Source organism: Frigoribacterium sp. PvP032, assembly GCF_017833035.1.
Lineage (GTDB): Bacteria > Actinomycetota > Actinomycetes > Actinomycetales > Microbacteriaceae > Frigoribacterium.
In genome coordinates this window covers 1,274,379-1,289,700 of the sequence record NZ_JAFIBM010000001.1, presented here as the reverse complement: position 1 = coordinate 1,289,700, position 15,322 = coordinate 1,274,379, and the positions used below count along the sequence as shown (strand labels likewise).

Genomic DNA, 15,322 nt, shown 5'->3' with positions numbered 1-15,322 from the left:
ACTTACCCTGATCCTATGTCTGCCCAAAAATCGAAGCCCACGTCCGTCATCGGGGCGCTCTTCGGGTTCATCGGCTTCAGCGTCCTGGCCGGGCTCCTGGTGACCATCGGGGTGACCCCCGCCATCGCGGTCGCCGGCATGACGGCCTCGAGCACGATCGGGGTCTTCGAGTCGATCCCCGAGTACATCGAGATCGGCAAGCTGCAGCAGCGGAACACGCTGTACGCCAAGCAGGGCGGACAGGACGTCCCCTTCGCGACGCTCTACAGCGAGAACCGCGTCGAGCTCAAGTGGGACCAGGTCTCGCAGTCCCTGAAGGACGCGGTCGTGGCAGGCGAAGACCGCCGGTTCTACGAGCACGGCGGCGTCGACGTCACCTCGCTCGTACGTGCCGGCGTCGGCTCCCTGGGCGGCGGCGAGCTCGGTGCCAGCGGCGGCGGCTCGACCCTGACCATGCAGCTGGTCCGCAACATCCGCATCGCCCAGTCGCAGCTCATCGCCGACCCGGCCGAGAAAGAGGCTGCGTACAAGGACGCGATCAAGACCACGATCGACCGCAAGCTCGAAGAGATGAAGTTCGCGATCGGCCTCGAGAAGAAGTACTCGAAGGACGACATCCTCCTCGCGTACCTGAACATCGCGTACTTCGGCGACCAGACCTACGGCGTGCAGGCCGCCGCCCAGCACTACTTCAACAAGAACGCCTCCGACCTCACCACTGAAGAGGCCGCGAGCCTCATCGCGATCGTCCAGTACCCGGACACGCGCAACCTCTCGACTCCGGAGAAGTACGAGGGCAACAAGGCCCGTCGCGACGTCATCCTGAAGTCGATGTACGCCGAGGGCTTCATCGACCAGGCGCAGGAGCAGGCCTCACTGGCGACGGACATCGCCGGGTACGTGCACCTGACGGCCCCCACGCAGGGCTGCGCCGCGGTCACCGCCGCCGGCGCCCAGTACTTCTGCGACTTCGTCAAGAAGAACATCAAGAACCTCGCCGTCCTCGGCTCGACGGAGGAAGAGCGTCTCGCGACCTGGAACACGGGCGGGCTGAACGTCTACACGACGCTCAACCTCGACCTGACCGCCAACGCGAAGGGCCAGCTCGACAAGTGGGCCCCCGCCTCCGAGACCCGCCTCAAGCTCGGCAGCGCCGTGGACTCCGTCGAGGCGGGCACGGGCCGGGTCGTCGTGATGACGCAGAACACCGCGTTCTCCGAGGTCGACACGGGCGACCGCACGCAGACGTCGATCAACTTCAGCACCGACAAGGACTACGGCGGGTCGGGCGGCTTCCAGCCCGGTTCGACCTACAAGCCGTTCACGCTCATCGACTGGATCGAGCAGGGCCACGGCATCTACGAGTCGGTGAACGCGACCCCTCGGACCTTCTACCTCACCGCAGGCGGGGACAGGACCGGCGGCTGGGCGCCCAAGAACGACGCCGGCGAGAAGCCGGGCAACATGCAGGTCACGACCGCCACGGCCAAGTCGATGAACACGGCGTACGCCGCGATGGCCTCGAAGCTCGACCTCAAGGACATCGCGAACGTCGCCCAGAAGCTCGGGTTCCACCGCGCCGACGGACGTGACGTCGAGTACACGAACCCGTCCTCCATCCTCGGCTCCAACGAGGTCGCCCCGCTGACCATGGCCACCGCCTACGCCGCGATCGCCGCCGGTGGCAAGTACTGCTCGCCCATCGTCGTGGACAACATCGTCGACGACGACGGCAACGCCCTCGGCGGTCAGCCGCAGGAGTGCACCCAGGCGCTCGACCCCCAGGTCGCTGCTGCGGCCAGCGTGGCCATGTCCGGTCTCTGGACCAACGGCACGGGCACCGGTGCCCTCCCCCGCGACGGCTACCCGGAGATCGGCAAGACGGGCACCACGGACGACAAGGACCAGATCTGGATCGTCGGGGCCACGACCAAGCTGGCGACGGCCGTCTGGCAGGGCAACTGGGACGGCAAGAAGATCAGCCTCCGCAGCTACGGCTCGCCGATCGCCGGCGGTCGCTACGCGACGACTCGTGCTGATCTGTTCCGAGCGGTCCAGACCGTCAACAACACGGTCTACCCCGGCACGGCCTTCCTCAAGCCCGACGCCTCGATCGTCCGCGGGTCCGGCGTGTCCGTCCCCGAGCTCGGCGGCAGCAGCGTCTCCGCGGCCCAGACGATGCTCAAGGGCCTGTCGCTCGTCTACAAGGACGGCGGCACGCAGGCGTCGGCACTGCCCGCCGGCCAGGTGGTGGGCACCAGCCCCGCCGCGGGGACGGTCCTCAGCAAGGGCGAGTCGGTGCAGGTCTTCACCAGCGACGGCTCCGGGGCGGCTGCCGTCCCCGACGTGACCGGTCAGACGATCGCCAACGCGAAGACGGCCATCGCCGCAGCCGGCTTCTCGGCCGACAAGGTCTCCGTGGCCGGGTTCGCCGCGGGCGACGGCAAGAACCAGTGCCGCGTCGCATCGACCGATCCTGCGGCCGCGTCCACCGTCGCGAAGGACTCGGCCGTGGGCCTGACCCTGTACGGCAACGCCGAGGGCGCCGACCCGGGCAACTGCAAGTGACGCCCCTCCCCCTCGGCAGGGCGACGGCCGCGACCGCGATCGCGGGCGCGGCCGTCGGCCTGGGTGCCCTCGCCTGGGGCAGCCTCGTCGAGCGCAACCGGTTCACGGTGCGACACGAGGTGCTCAGCATCCTCGAGGCGGGCTCCCGTCCGCTGACGATCCTGCACCTCAGCGACCTGCACCTGGCCCCTTGGCAGACCGAGAAGCAGGAGTGGATCCGCGGGCTCGCCGTCTACGAGCCCGACCTCATCGTCAACACGGGCGACAACATCGGTCACGTGGACGCCCACGGGGCGCTCGAGCACACCCTCGAGCCGTTCCGAGGGGTGGCCGGGGTCTTCGTCAACGGGTCCAACGACTACTACGGGCCCGTCGCCAAGAACCCGTTCGCGTACTTCGGCGGCCCCAGCGGCATCACCCGGACCCCGACACCGCTCGACATCGGCCGGATGGAGTCGTTCTTCGCCGACCTCGGCTGGCTCGACCTCAACAACGCCGCCCGGGCGATCGAGATCAGGGGCTCGCGTCTCGAGCTGTTCGGCGTCAACGACGCCCACCGGGGCTGGGACCGTCTCGACCGCCTCCCCGGGGCGCTGGACGACCTGCGCGAGAACGTCCGCTGGCACGACGACCGTCGCGGGCCCGACCCCATCAGCATCGGGGTGACCCACGCGCCCTACCAGCGTGTCCTCAACTCGTTCGTCAACAACGGGGCGGACGTCATCTTCGGGGGTCACACGCACGGCGGCCAGGTACGCGTGCCCGGCTACGGAGCACTCGTCACCAACTGCGACGTGCCGCGAGGCAAGGTCAGCGGACTCAGCACCTGGAGCCACGCCCGGAAGACCGCACACCTCGAGATCTCCGCCGGGCTCGGCACCTCGATCTACGCACCCGTCCGCTTCGACTGCCGACCCGAGGCCGTCGTGCTGACCCTGACCGCCTGAGCCTCGCACCACAGGTCGCAGGTGGTGCGAGCGGGCCGAAAGATCCGCTATCCTTGTCAGGTTGCTCCACTCGGCCCCTGGGCCGAGCGACACCTCGGGGTGTGGCGCAGCTTGGTAGCGCGCCTCGTTCGGGACGAGGAGGTCGTGGGTTCGAATCCCGCTACCCCGACGAGAAGAAGAAAAGGCCAGACCCTTCGGGTCTGGCCTTTTCTCGTGTGCCTCCTGATGGTGCGGTCCCCGCCCACCCCACACATGGTCGAGGGCGGGCCGCGCCTGCTCGCTTCGAAGTCGGTGGGTCGCCGCAGCGGTCGGCGGGTCACGGGCGCCGCCGGCGGGTGGGCGCGGACCCGCCGCGGGCTACGGGAACCCGCCGACTCGGCGAGCGGGACAGCCCCGCGGCCGGACCCGGCGGGTCAGGCCAGGCGGCCGTCGCTCTCGGCCAGGTAGCAAGCGCCGCAGAGGGACTCGTACGTCACCTCACGGCCGTCGATGGCCACCTGGTCGCCGTCGAAGACGAAGCGGTCACCGACCTTGCGCGCGTTGAAGACCGCCTTGCGGCCACACCGGCAGATCGTCTTGAGCTCCTCGAGCGAGTGAGCCACCTCCAGGAGCCTGCGGCTGCCGGGGAAAGCGATCGTCCGGAAATCCGTCCTGATGCCGTAGGCGAGCACCGGGACGCCCTCGAGCACCGCGATGCGGAGCAGGTCGTCGACCTGGGCCGGCGTGAGGAACTGCACCTCGTCGACCAGCAGGCACGAGAGGTCGGTCCCGGTCTCGCCCCTGACGCGCTCGCGAGAGCGGCAGAACACCTCGCGGACGTCGTCGTCGGGCGAGAACGTGACGTCGACGGGCCGGGTCACCCCCAGGCGCGAGACGATCGCGTCGTCGCCCTTGGTGTCGACCCGAGGCTTCGCGAGCAGCACGCGTTGCCCGCGCTCCTCGTAGTTGTACGCGGCCTGGAGCAGCGCCGTGCTCTTGCCGCTGTTCATCGCCCCGTAGCGGAAGTACAGCTTGGCCACTACTGCAGGTAGCCGTCCTCCGCCGCGCGACGGATCAGCTCGGACTTCTTGCTCGCCGGGCGGTTGGCCTTGGCGTACTTCTCGCGGACTCGTCGCAGGTAGGTCTTGGCCGTCTCGTACTGCACGTTCATCTGGGCTGCGACCTCGTTCGTGCTGAAGCCGGACACGTAGAGCCGGAACGCCTCCGACTCGCCTGCGCTCAGCTTCGGACGGCTCTGGTTCGCCGCCCCCACGGGCAGCGGACGCCAGTCGCGCTGCGGTGACGCGTCACGGGCCACTCCCATCACCTGGCGCGCGGCGTCCATCACCTCGCGCATGGGCAGCGCCTTCGACAGGAACGCCGATGCGCCCGCGTCGAGGGCGCGTTCACGGGACTCGCGGGTGTCGAGGCTGGAGAGGACGATCACCTTGGCACCGGCCGCCCGGCAGGTGCGGACGCGTGCCTCGATCGAGACCGGCTCCTTCAGCTGGAAGTCGAGGAACACGAGGTCGGTCGGGAAGTTGTCGCTGTGAACGAGCTGCAGCCAGGTGTGCGCCGTGAGGACGAGGTCGAAGTCGTAGGCGTTGACGTTGATCCAGCTCGAGAGGCTGTCGAGCAGCACCTCGTGGTCGTCGAGGATGGCGAGGCGGACGCGTCGCGTCCCGGGGCCCTCGGAGCCGGGCCCCACGGTGCTCCAGGACGGGGCGGCGGCGGGCCGGCCGTAGCCCGGACGGAGGGACGAGCGGCCGCTCGGCTCAGTGCTGGTCATAAGAAAACCTTAGTGTCAGGAGGGGCGGGGCAGGATCGACCTGCAGGTCGTCGAAGACGATCCGCACGACGGCGAAGTAGGGCGCGAGGCGGTGGCGCACGGCGGACTCGGACGAGGTGGTGGCGACGCTGATGCGGGCCTCGACCCGCTCCTCCTCGGCGTCCAGTCCGCGCTCGAGCTCGATGCGGACCGTGTCGGGCTGCACGGCGTCGCTCTCGCCGAAGGCGACGAGCAAGGCCCGCAGGGAGGTGCGGTGCGCGGCCGTCATCCGGGCGGCGGCACGGCCGACGTCCACGACGACCCCCGACACGCGGGTCGAGGGGTCGGCGAGCACCTGCTCGAGCCAGCTGCGGTCCGCCTCGGCGACCATGGTGCTGCGGAGGTCGGCGCTGATGCGGCGGGCCTGCTCGACGTCCGCCTCGGTGACCACGCCCGCGGCGACGACCTTGCCGAAGAACGGCGCGACGTCGCGGTTGAGGATGGTCACCCGGTCTTGCTGCACGCTCCGTGCGACGCTCGAGCGGAACTCGTCGGCACTGGCCTGACGAGCCGAGGAGGCGCCCGCGATCCAGCGCTCGACCAGCGTCGTGAAAGCGGCCGAGAACGACGCCCCCGCGAGCGAGAGCGCCAGCACCGGGGTGACGGCGACCACGACGAACACCAGGACAGGGACGTCGGTGAGGAACGACGCGCTCTCGACGAGCACGATCGCCGCGACGACCACTGCGGAGACGAGTCCCGCGACCACGAGGTCGAGCGGTGGCCGGTACGGGGCCAGGCCCACGAGCAGCAGGCCGACGGCGAGGGAGGCCCAGTCGTCGCGCACCATGGAGTTGTGGCCGGCCGAGCCGACGGCGGCGAGCACCGCCGCGAGCGCGCCCAGGACGACCACCGCCGCGACCGAGGAGCGCGTCAGCGGCGCCCGCAGGGGGCTCGACGCGAGCACGAGGACGGCACCCGCCGCTCCCAGCGCCGTGAGAGCCGCAGCGGAGGCGGCCGGCATCACGATCTCGTCGCGCGTGACGACCGTGGACACCGTCGCGAAGAGGACGGCCGCGATCGCGGCGAGCGCGGTGACGGGGCGGGAGCTGAGGGCGCCGAGGGGATCGACCTGCTGCGGGCTGCGGCGGCTCACGGTGCTCCCCCGCCGGCGACGCGGAGCGCGGCGTCGTCCGACACCGGGACGACCGGGACGACGGGCTCGACCGACGCGACCGGGACACGCAGCATGACCGACGTGCCGCTGCCGGGCGACGACCAGATCTGCGCCGAGCCGCCCACCCGCGCCGTCCTCGCCTCGACCGAGTTCTTGATGCCCAGCCTGTCGGGTGCGGTGGCCGCGGCGTCGAAGCCGACGCCGTCGTCGATGATCATGACCGTCAGGTCGACGCCGTCGCCGTACACGACGACCTCCGCCCGGTCGGTGCCGCTGTGCACTGCGACGTTCGTGAGGCACTGTGCCACGGCGAGCCCCAGGGCGCGACAGACCGCGGGCGCGAGCCGTGCCACGGCGCCGAGGTCGCCGGTGACGCCCACCTCGAGCCCGCCTTCTCTCGCTCGCGCCACGGCACGGCCGAGCTCCGTCGTGGTCCAGTCGCCAGACCGGCCGTCGCCGGGCGCGGGGACCGTGGCCTCGTCCACGAGCCATTCCTGCCCGACGAGCACCTCGAGGTCGGTCGCCATCGACGACGCGGTCGCCGGGTCGAGCGGGCCGGGGCCGCCGGCCGTGATGGAGGCGAGGTGGTTCAGGACGGTGTCGTGCAGCAGTGCGGAGGCCTGCTGTTCGACGTCGTGGCGGATGGCCTGCTTCTGCTGGTCGAACGCCGCGCGGTGCAGGCTCGGCTGCGCGCGACCGACCCGACCGCGGGCGAGCAGGGACGACGCCGCCGTCACGGACACGAGGAGCCACGCGAAGAGGACCACCACGTCGAGCCGAGGCGTCGCGCCCGTCTGCCACGTCGCCAGCTGGGTGACGACCTCGCCGAGAGCGAAGCCAGCGGTGGCCCAGAGCAGGCTGCCGCGCGACCGCAGCCCGCTGCCGCCGACCATGACGAGGGCGATCTTCGGCAGGGAGAGGGAGAACGCGTCGGACGCCTGGACCGCCGGGATCTGTGCGAAGAGGGTCACCACGTACCAGTAGAGGCACGCCGAGCCGATGGCGAGGTACGCGAGGACCGCGGTCGTGGTGCGGAACCGCTCGACCACGAAGAGCATGCCGAGCATCGGGAGGAGCGCCACGAGGGCAGGCCAGAGCAGGTACGACGGCTCGGCGACCTGGTTCACGATGAGGAGCAGGCCGGCGCTCGCGAGGACCACGCTCGCGATCACGTGGCAGGCCCGCGACAGGGCCCGGCCCACGGTCTGCGGGACGAGGTGCGCGGGGAGGCCGAGCAGCATGGCGGTCCCCTCTTGGTCGACGTGTCGGGCAGGACGATCATGCCAGAACGAGGACCCGTCCTGTACCCCGTTATCTAGGGCCACCCCCCGGGACGCAGCCGAGGCGTCGGCGCGCTTGTGCCCCGACCTCCGCGACGGGGGGACGACGAGCCCCGCAGCGGTCAGAAGAGGCGCGGCTGCGCGGAACGCGCCCCGCCCGGCAGCTCGTGCGCGATCAGCGACCGGGGCCGCCCGTCGGTGCCGAACCCCAGCGTGCCCCTGGCGGCTGCCGCATCGTCGAGGGCGCTCGAACGGGTCGAGCCCGTTGCCGGGTCGGCAGTGCCGTGCTCGAGACCGTGCTCGGCGAGGAGGGGCCGCATGCGGGCCGCCAGCCACTTGCGGTACCCGAGGGGAGCGTAGGTGCCCGTCGCGTACATGTCGCGGTACCTCGGCACGAGCTGGGGGTGCTCGCGCTCGAGCCAGGCGAACCACCACTCCTTGACGCCGGGCCTGAGGTGCAGGGCCGAGTACAGGACGCTCGTCGCCCCGGAGGCGCGCACGGCTGCCAGGGCCCGGTGGAGGTGGTCGAGGTCGTCCGTCAGCCACGGCAGGACGGGCATCATGAACACGGAGCAGCGGAGCCCCGCGTCGGTCGCGGCCCTGACGGTCGCCAGGCGGGCGGCCGTCGTCGGCGTGCCCGGCTCGACCGACTGCTGCAGGTCGTCGTCGTAGATGGCGATCGACATCGCGATGTCGACGGGCACGTGCTGCGCCGCCTCGACGAGCAGCGGCAGGTCACGCCTCAGCAGCGTGCCCTTCGTGAGGATGCTGAAGGGGGTGCCGGAGTCGGCCAGGGCGGCGATGACGCCCGGCATCAGCCGGTACTTGCCCTCGGCGCGCTGGTAGGGATCGGTGTTGGTGCCGAGAGCGACGGGGTGGTGCTGCCATGACGGGCGTCGCAGCTCGCGGGCCAGCACCTCGGCGACGTTCACCTTCACGACGATCTGGCGGTCGAAGTCGTCGCCGCCGTCGAGGTCGAGGTACTCGTGCGTCGGGCGGGCGAAGCAGTACACGCAGGCGTGGCTGCAGCCCCGGTACGGATTGATGGTCCAGCCGAAGGGCAGAGCCGAGTCGCTGCCGGGCACCCGGTTGAGCGCGCTCTTCGCGAGGATCTCGTGGAACGTCACCCCTGCGAACTCGGGGGTCGTGACCGACGCCACCAAGTTGGACAGCTTGGCCAGGCCGGGGAGCGCTGCCGAGTCAGTTGCCGTCGTCGCCTGCTCGCTCCACCTCATGGGCAGAGTCGAACACATGTTCGACCCGGCGTCAAGCCGGAGCCGTGTCGCTACGCGTGGATGCGCAGGGCCTCGGCCGTCGCGCCGAGCGTGGCGGCGGCCCGTGCCTCGTCGTCCGCGAGCTGGTCGCCGTAGGTCGGGACCATGCGACGGAGGGTCGGCGTCCACCCTGCGATGCGGTCGGGGAAGCAGCGCTCGAGCACCGAGAGCATGATCGGCACGGCGGTGGAGGCGCCCGGCGAGGCGCCGAGGAGACCCGCGATGGTGCCGTCGGCCGCCGAGACCACCTCGGTGCCGAACTGCAGCACGCCGCCCTTCTTCGCGTCCTTCTTGATCACCTGCACGCGCTGGCCCGCGGTGATGCGGTACCAGTCGGCAGGGTCGGCGTCGGGCATGAACTCGCGCAGCGCCTCGAACTTGCTGTCGCTGCTCGCCATCAGCTGCCCGACCAGGTACTTGACGAGCGACAGGTTCGCGAGCCCCGCCCGGATCATCGGGTAGAGGTTGTGAGGGCGGATCGAGGCGAAGAGGTCGAACCACGAGCCGTTCTTCAGGAACTTCGGGCTGAAGCCCGCGTACGGCCCGAACATCAGGCTCGCCTGGCCGTCCACGACCCGGGTGTCGAGGTGCGGCACCGACATCGGGGGCGAGCCGACCGCGGCCTTGCCGTAGACCTTCGCGGCGTGCTTCGCGACGACGGCGGGGTCGTCGGTCCGGAGGAACTCTCCGCTGACCGGGAACCCGCCGAACCCCTTGATCTCGTCGATGCCCGACTTCTGCAGCAGGTGCAGGGCGCCTCCCCCGGCCCCGACGAAGACGAAGCGGGCGTCGACGCTGGTGGGGGTGCCGCCGACCTGCCGACGCATCGCGACCCGCCACGTGCCGTCGGCGAGCTTGGTCAGCCCGGTGACGCGGTGGTCGAGCTCGATGCGCGCCTCGTTCTCCTCGAGGTAGGTGAGCAGGAGGCGCGTGAGGCTGCCGAAGTCGACGTCGGTGCCGGCCTCGATGCGGGTCGCGGCGATCGGCTGGTCCTTGGCGCGCCCCACGATGAGGGACGGGGCCCACGAACGGATCACGGAGGCGTCGGTGCTGAACTCGATGCCGGCGAACAGGGGGTGGTCACGCAGCGCCTCGTGCCGCTTGCGCAGGTACTCGACGTTGGCCTCGCCCCAGACGAAGCTCATGTGCGGCGTCGAGTTGATGAAGGCGGACGGTTCGGGCAGGGCCCCCTCGGCGACGAGGAACGACCAGAACTGCCGCGACACCTGGAACTGCTCGTTGACCTTGACGGCGCTGCTCGTGTCGATCGTGCCGTCGGCCCGCTCTGGCGTGTAGTTCAGCTCGCAGAGCGCGGAGTGGCCGGTGCCGGCGTTGTTCCAGGGGTTGCTCGACTCCTGTGCGACGTCCCCGAGCGCCTCGTAGACCTGGATCGTCCAGGTGGGCTCGAGCTGCTTGATCATGGCGCCCAGCGTGGCGCTCATGACGCCGGCCCCGATGAGGGCGACGTCGACGGGCTTCGTTGCCTTCGCTTCTTCGGTCACGAGGTGCAGTCTAGGCGCGGCGTCTGGGTACGGACCGGCGCTCGTCTCGACCACGAGCTCAGTGGTCGGGACCGACGGGCAGCAAGCGGCTCAGAGCCCGAGCGTCGTCAGCTCGGCGCCCATCCGCCTCGCCATCTCGGCGTACCCCTCGTCGTTCGGGTGCAGCCCGTCCGCGGCCATCCACTCGGGGTGCCCCTCGAGCCAGCGCGAGGCGCCCGGCACCCAGTCCGCACCGACCTCGTCGGCGGCGTCGTGGACCCAGCCCGTGATGACGTCGAGGCTCGCCGGTCGCTCGTCGGTGTACCAGAACGGCTCGACGACGACGAGGCGCGCGTCGGGCAGGGCGGACGCGATGCGGTCGAGGTCGTCGCTGATCTGGGCCTGGATCTCGTCGGCACGGGCGTCGTACGAGAAGTTGTCGTTCAGCCCCATGGTGACGAAGACGATGTCCGGGTCGACGTCGATCACGAGTCCGGGCAGGTCCCCGCCCTCGAACGACGTGCGGTGGTTGACGAAGCCGAGCCCGTTGACGCTCGGGTTGTACTCGCGCCAGCCGCGCTCCTCGCTGATCACGGTGGACCAGCGCAGGGACGCGTCGGACGCTCCCGTGCCGAGGGTGTACGAGTCGCCGTAGAACGCCACGACCGGGCCGTCTCCCTCGTGGACCGCCGACGAGGCGGCCGGCGCGTCCGCGACGGGGCCGGCGCAGCCCGTCAGGACGGCGGCGGCAGCGGCGAGCACGGCGACGAGGCCGGGGACGAGACGGGTCATGCCCGGTCTTCGGAGCGACGGAGGCGCGGGTTCGGTGCGCGGGACCTACGCCGTCGCGAGACGGCGCGCCGCGACGATCTCGGCGATCTGCACTGCGTTGAGGGCAGCGCCCTTGCGGAGGTTGTCGTTGCTGATGAAGAGGGCGATGCCGCGGTTGCCGGGCACGCCCTCGTCCTGCCGCACGCGACCGACGAACGACGGGTCCTTGCCGGCTGCCTCGAGGGGCGTGGGCACGTCGGTGAGGACGACGCCCGGGGCGTCCGCGAGCAGCTCGCGGGCGCGGGCAGCGGTGAGCTCGGTCGCGAACTCGGCGTTGATCGACAGCGAGTGGCCGGTGAAGACGGGCACGCGCACGCACGTGCCGCTGACGAGCAGGTCGGGACGCTCGAGGATCTTGCGGCTCTCGTTGCGGAGCTTCTTCTCCTCGTCGGTCTCGTCGAGGCCGTCGTCGACGATCGAGCCGGCGAGCGGGATGACGTCGAACGCGATGGGGCGCACGTAGACGGCGGGCTCCGGCATCTGCACCGCGCCTCCGTCGTGGACGAGCCCGGCAGCGTCGCCCTCGAGGGCCGCGCGCGCCTGGCCGAGCAGCTCGTCGGCGCCCACGAGGCCGCTGCCGCTGACCGCCTGGTACGTGCTGACGATCAGGCGCTCCAGCGTGGCCTCGGCGTCGAGGACCTTGAGCACGGGCATGGCGGCCATCGTGGTGCAGTTCGGGTTCGCGACGATGCCCTTGACCGCCTGGTCGATCGCGTGGGGGTTGACCTCGCTCACGACGAGCGGCACCTCGGGGTCCATCCGCCAGGCGCTCGAGTTGTCGATCACGAGCACGCCGGCCTCGGCGAAGCGCGGGGCGTGCGCCCGGCTGCCGGTCGCGCCGGCCGAGAAGAGCGCGATGTCGAGGCCGGCCGGGTCGGCCGTCTCCACGTCCTCGACGACGACGTCGACGCCGCGGAACGGCAGGGTCGTGCCCGCGGAGCGCGCGGTGGCGAAGAAGCGGATCTCGGCGATCGGGAAGTCGCGCTCGTCGAGCAGCTTCCGCATGACCTTGCCGACCTGGCCGGTGGCGCCGACCACGCCGACGCGCAGACCTTCAGTCATCTCGTGCTCCTGGGGGTGAGGGTGTTCGTGTGGTGATCGGGGTGGGTCGTCGCGCGGGTGCCGGTCAGCGACCGGTGCCGCCCCAGACGACGGCCTCGACGTCGGCGTCGAGCTCGAAGGCCGTGTGCACGACGCGCAGGGCCTCGGCGAGGGTGTCGGCGCGCGTGACGACCGAGATGCGGATCTCGCTGGTCGAGATCATCTCGATGTTGATGCCGGCCTCGAACAGGGCGGTGAAGAGCCGCGCCGAGACGCCGGCGTTCGTGCGCATGCCCGCGCCGACGAGGGCGAGCTTGCCGATCTGGTCGTCGTACTGGAGGGACTCGAAGCCGATCTCGGCACGGTCGGACTCGAGCGCGTTCAGCACGACGGAGCCCTCGGACTTCGGCAGCGTGAACGAGATGTCGGTGCGGCTGGTCGAGGCGGCCGAGACGTTCTGCACGATCATGTCGATGTTCGCGCTGGTCTTGGCGACCGTCCGGAAGATCTGCGCGGCCTTCCCGGGGACGTCAGGAACGCCGACGACCGTGACCTTCGCCTCGCTCAGGTCGCCCGCGACACCGCTGATGATGGGCTCTTCCACGTTCTCTCCCTCTTTCGGGTTGACGACCAACGTGCCCTCGCCGTTGTGGAACGACGAGCGGACGTGCAGGGTGACGCCGTGGCGTCTGGCGTACTCGACGGCACGGATGTAGAGCACCTTCGAGCCTGCCGCGGCGAGCTCCAGCATCTCCTCGCTGGTGATGCGGTCGAGCTTGCGGGCGCGGGGCACGACGCGCGGGTCGGCCGTGAAGATGCCGTCGACGTCGGTGTAGATCTCGCAGACGTCGGCGTCGAGGGCGGCGGCGAGGGCCACCGCCGTCGTGTCGGAGCCGCCGCGGCCGAGCGTCGTGATGTCGCCCGTCGTGCGGTTGAAGCCCTGGAACCCGGCGACGATCGCGACAGAGCCGGCGTCGAGCGCCTCGCGGATGCGCCCCGGCGTGACGTCGACGATGCGCGCCTTGCCGTGCTGGGCGTCGGTGATCATGCCGGCCTGGCTGCCCGTGTAAGAACGAGCCTCGACGCCCTGGCTGCGGATCGCCATGGCGAGCAGCGCCATGCTGATGCGCTCGCCGGCGGTGAGCAACATGTCGAGCTCGCGCCCGCCGGGCATCGGCGTCACCTCGGCGGCGAGGTCGAGCAGCTCGTCGGTGGTGTCGCCCATGGCGCTGACCGCGACGACGACGTCGTTGCCGGCCTTGCGGGTCTCGACGATGCGCTTGGCGACGCGCTTGATGCTCTCGGCGTCGGCGACCGAGGACCCGCCGAACTTCTGCACGATCAAGCTCACGGTGGCGACTCCAGGAGGTTGGTGGACGGAGGACGCTGGCGCGGTCGGGCCGGGGTACCTGCGTCCGACGATTCTAGGAGGTGCCCGGCCCGTGTGACGACCGGTCGCGGCGAGCACGTGACCACCGCCTCCTCGTCCCCAGGGCCGCCCGGGCCGACCGTCGTCGCGACCTCTAGCGTGGGGCCATGACCGATGCAGTCGCGGACGCCCGCGGATCCGCCAGCCGCCTCCAGGACAGCCGCGCCCTGCGCACCCTCGCCCGCGTGGGCTTCGCCATGAACGGGCTGCTCCACGTCCTCATCGGCGGCATCGCCCTCGGCGTCGCGACGGGCGGCGGCGGCGAGGCCGACCAGGGCGGGGCCCTCGGTCAGCTCGCCTCGCGCCCCGGCGGCGCGGCCGTGCTCTGGGTGGTCGTCGTCGGTCTCTGGGCGCTCGCCCTGTTCCAGCTGCTCGAGGCCGCCCTGGTGCGGGGCACCGACAAGGAGGCGTGGGCCGAGCGGGCGAAGGAGGGCGGGAAGGGCGTCGCCTACCTCGCCGTCGGCGTCACCGCGTTCACCTTCGCCCGCGGCGGGTCGTCGGACAGCTCGGACCAGACCCAGAGCCTGAGCTCGCGCCTGATCGCGACCCCGGGCGGCGTCGTGCTGCTCGTGGTGCTCGCCCTCGCCGTGGTCGCGATCGGCGTCTACTTCGTCGCCAAGGGCGTCCGGCAGAAGTTCCGCGAGGACCTGGTCGTGCCCCCGGGGTCCGCCGGTCGAGTGACCGTCGCGCTCGGCGTCGTCGGCTACGTCGCCAAGGGCATCGCGATCGCGGTCGTCGGCGTGCTCTTCGCGGTCGCCGCGCTCACGGCCGACCCGGAGGAGGCCACCGGGCTGGACGGGGCCCTCAAGACCCTCGCGGGCCTGCCTGCCGGTGTGGCGGTGCTGTCCGTCGTGGCGATCGGGTTGATCGCCTTCGGCCTCTACAGCGGCGTGCGGGCCCGTCGCGCGCGGCTCTGACCCTGGCGAGCCGGGCGTCGGCCGGCTCGCCTACTCGGAGACGAGCCGCCGGCCCTCGAACGCCCTGCCGAGGGTGACCTCGTCGGCGTACTCGAGATCGCCGCCGACCGGCAGGCCCGACGCGAGCCGCGTAACGCGCAGCCCGAAGGGTGCGAGCATCCGGGAGAGGTAGGTCGCCGTCGCCTCGCCCTCGAGGTTGGGGTCGGTCGCGATGATGACCTCCTGCACGGTGTCGTCGGCGAGGCGCTGGACGAGCTGGCGGATGCGCAGGTCGTCCGGCCCGACGCCGTCGATCGGGCTGATGGCGCCGCCCAGCACGTGGTAGAGCCCGCGGAACTCCCGGGTCCGCTCGATCGCCTGGACGTCCTTCGCCTCCTCGACCACGCAGATGGTGGCCGGTGACCGGCGCGGGTCGCGGCAGATGGAGCAGCGCTCCTGCTCGGTGACGTTGCCGCAGACCTCACAGAACCGCACCTTCGTGCGCACGTCGACCAGCAGCTCGGACAGCCGGGTGGTGTCGTACGTCTCGGTCTGCAGGATGTGGAACGCGATCCGCTGGGCCGACTTCGGCCCGATGCCCGGGAGGCGGCCGAACTCGTCGATCAGTTCTTGGACGATTCCCTCGTACAC

13 protein-coding genes and 1 tRNA gene are annotated in these 15,322 nt (G+C 71.1%); 4 read left to right on the top strand and 10 right to left on the bottom strand.

What is annotated here, in order from left to right; genetic code table 11:
* Nucleotides 1-15: 15 nt before the first annotated feature.
* The 3 genes from JOE35_RS05975 to JOE35_RS05965 all read left to right on the top strand — a co-directional run bounded on the left by JOE35_RS05975 (nt 16) and on the right by JOE35_RS05965 (nt 3,684).
* Nucleotides 16-2,568 (top strand): transglycosylase domain-containing protein, encoded by a 2,553-nt coding sequence (locus JOE35_RS05975; protein ID WP_209560310.1) that lies wholly within the window; start codon nt 16-18, stop codon nt 2,566-2,568.
* On the top strand, nt 2,565-3,515 hold the full coding sequence (locus JOE35_RS05970) for a metallophosphoesterase (RefSeq protein ID WP_209560309.1): 951 nt from the start codon (nt 2,565-2,567) through the stop codon (nt 3,513-3,515). Before JOE35_RS05975 ends, JOE35_RS05970 begins: the two co-directional genes overlap by 4 nt.
* A 95-nt stretch (nt 3,516-3,610) precedes the next feature.
* A tRNA-Pro gene (locus JOE35_RS05965) sits at nt 3,611-3,684 on the top strand.
* A 244-nt stretch (nt 3,685-3,928) separates the two neighbouring features.
* Here the strand turns inward: JOE35_RS05965 and JOE35_RS05960 are convergent.
* From JOE35_RS05960 to JOE35_RS05920, 9 genes are all read right to left on the bottom strand, one after another.
* Nucleotides 3,929-4,534 carry a thymidine kinase gene (locus JOE35_RS05960; RefSeq protein WP_209560308.1) on the bottom strand — a complete coding sequence of 202 codons (606 nt, stop codon included), beginning with the start codon at nt 4,532-4,534 and terminating at the stop codon, nt 3,929-3,931.
* Nucleotides 4,534-5,283: a response regulator gene (locus JOE35_RS05955; RefSeq protein WP_209560307.1), complete on the bottom strand. Its 750-nt coding sequence runs from the start codon at nt 5,281-5,283 to the stop codon at nt 4,534-4,536. The genes JOE35_RS05960 and JOE35_RS05955 overlap by 1 nt, the downstream gene beginning before the upstream one ends.
* Entirely contained in the window at nt 5,270-6,418 is a 1,149-nt protein-coding gene (locus JOE35_RS05950; protein WP_209560306.1) for a hypothetical protein, read from the bottom strand. Before JOE35_RS05950 ends, JOE35_RS05955 begins: the two co-directional genes overlap by 14 nt.
* Nucleotides 6,415-7,680 (bottom strand): sensor histidine kinase, encoded by a 1,266-nt coding sequence (locus JOE35_RS05945; protein WP_209560305.1) that lies wholly within the window; start codon nt 7,678-7,680, stop codon nt 6,415-6,417. The genes JOE35_RS05950 and JOE35_RS05945 overlap by 4 nt, the downstream gene beginning before the upstream one ends.
* Before the next feature lie 161 nt (nt 7,681-7,841).
* A complete protein-coding gene (locus JOE35_RS05940) occupies nt 7,842-8,954 on the bottom strand; it encodes an Rv2578c family radical SAM protein (RefSeq protein ID WP_209560304.1) in 1,113 nt (370 codons plus the stop codon).
* A 50-nt stretch (nt 8,955-9,004) separates the two neighbouring features.
* Complete coding sequence (locus tag JOE35_RS05935; protein WP_245186371.1) at nt 9,005-10,435, bottom strand: malate:quinone oxidoreductase; 1,431 nt, start codon at nt 10,433-10,435, stop codon at nt 9,005-9,007.
* 150 nt (nt 10,436-10,585) lie between these two features.
* Entirely contained in the window at nt 10,586-11,266 is a 681-nt protein-coding gene (locus tag JOE35_RS05930; RefSeq protein ID WP_209560302.1) for an SGNH/GDSL hydrolase family protein, read from the bottom strand.
* Between the two features lie 45 nt (nt 11,267-11,311).
* Nucleotides 11,312-12,367, bottom strand: a complete 1,056-nt coding sequence (locus JOE35_RS05925) for an aspartate-semialdehyde dehydrogenase (protein WP_209560301.1) — start codon at nt 12,365-12,367, stop codon at nt 11,312-11,314.
* A gap of 64 nt (nt 12,368-12,431) precedes the next feature.
* Nucleotides 12,432-13,697, bottom strand: a complete 1,266-nt coding sequence (locus JOE35_RS05920) for an aspartate kinase (RefSeq protein ID WP_209560300.1) — start codon at nt 13,695-13,697, stop codon at nt 12,432-12,434.
* A 185-nt stretch (nt 13,698-13,882) separates the two neighbouring features.
* On the opposite strand from JOE35_RS05920, the gene JOE35_RS05915 reads away from it, so the two are divergent.
* A complete protein-coding gene (locus JOE35_RS05915; RefSeq protein ID WP_209560299.1) occupies nt 13,883-14,692 on the top strand; it encodes a DUF1206 domain-containing protein in 810 nt (269 codons plus the stop codon).
* Between the two features lie 30 nt (nt 14,693-14,722).
* Here the strand turns inward: JOE35_RS05915 and recR are convergent, their stop codons facing one another.
* A complete protein-coding gene (gene recR / locus JOE35_RS05910; RefSeq protein ID WP_133737854.1) occupies nt 14,723-15,322 on the bottom strand; it encodes a recombination mediator RecR in 600 nt (199 codons plus the stop codon).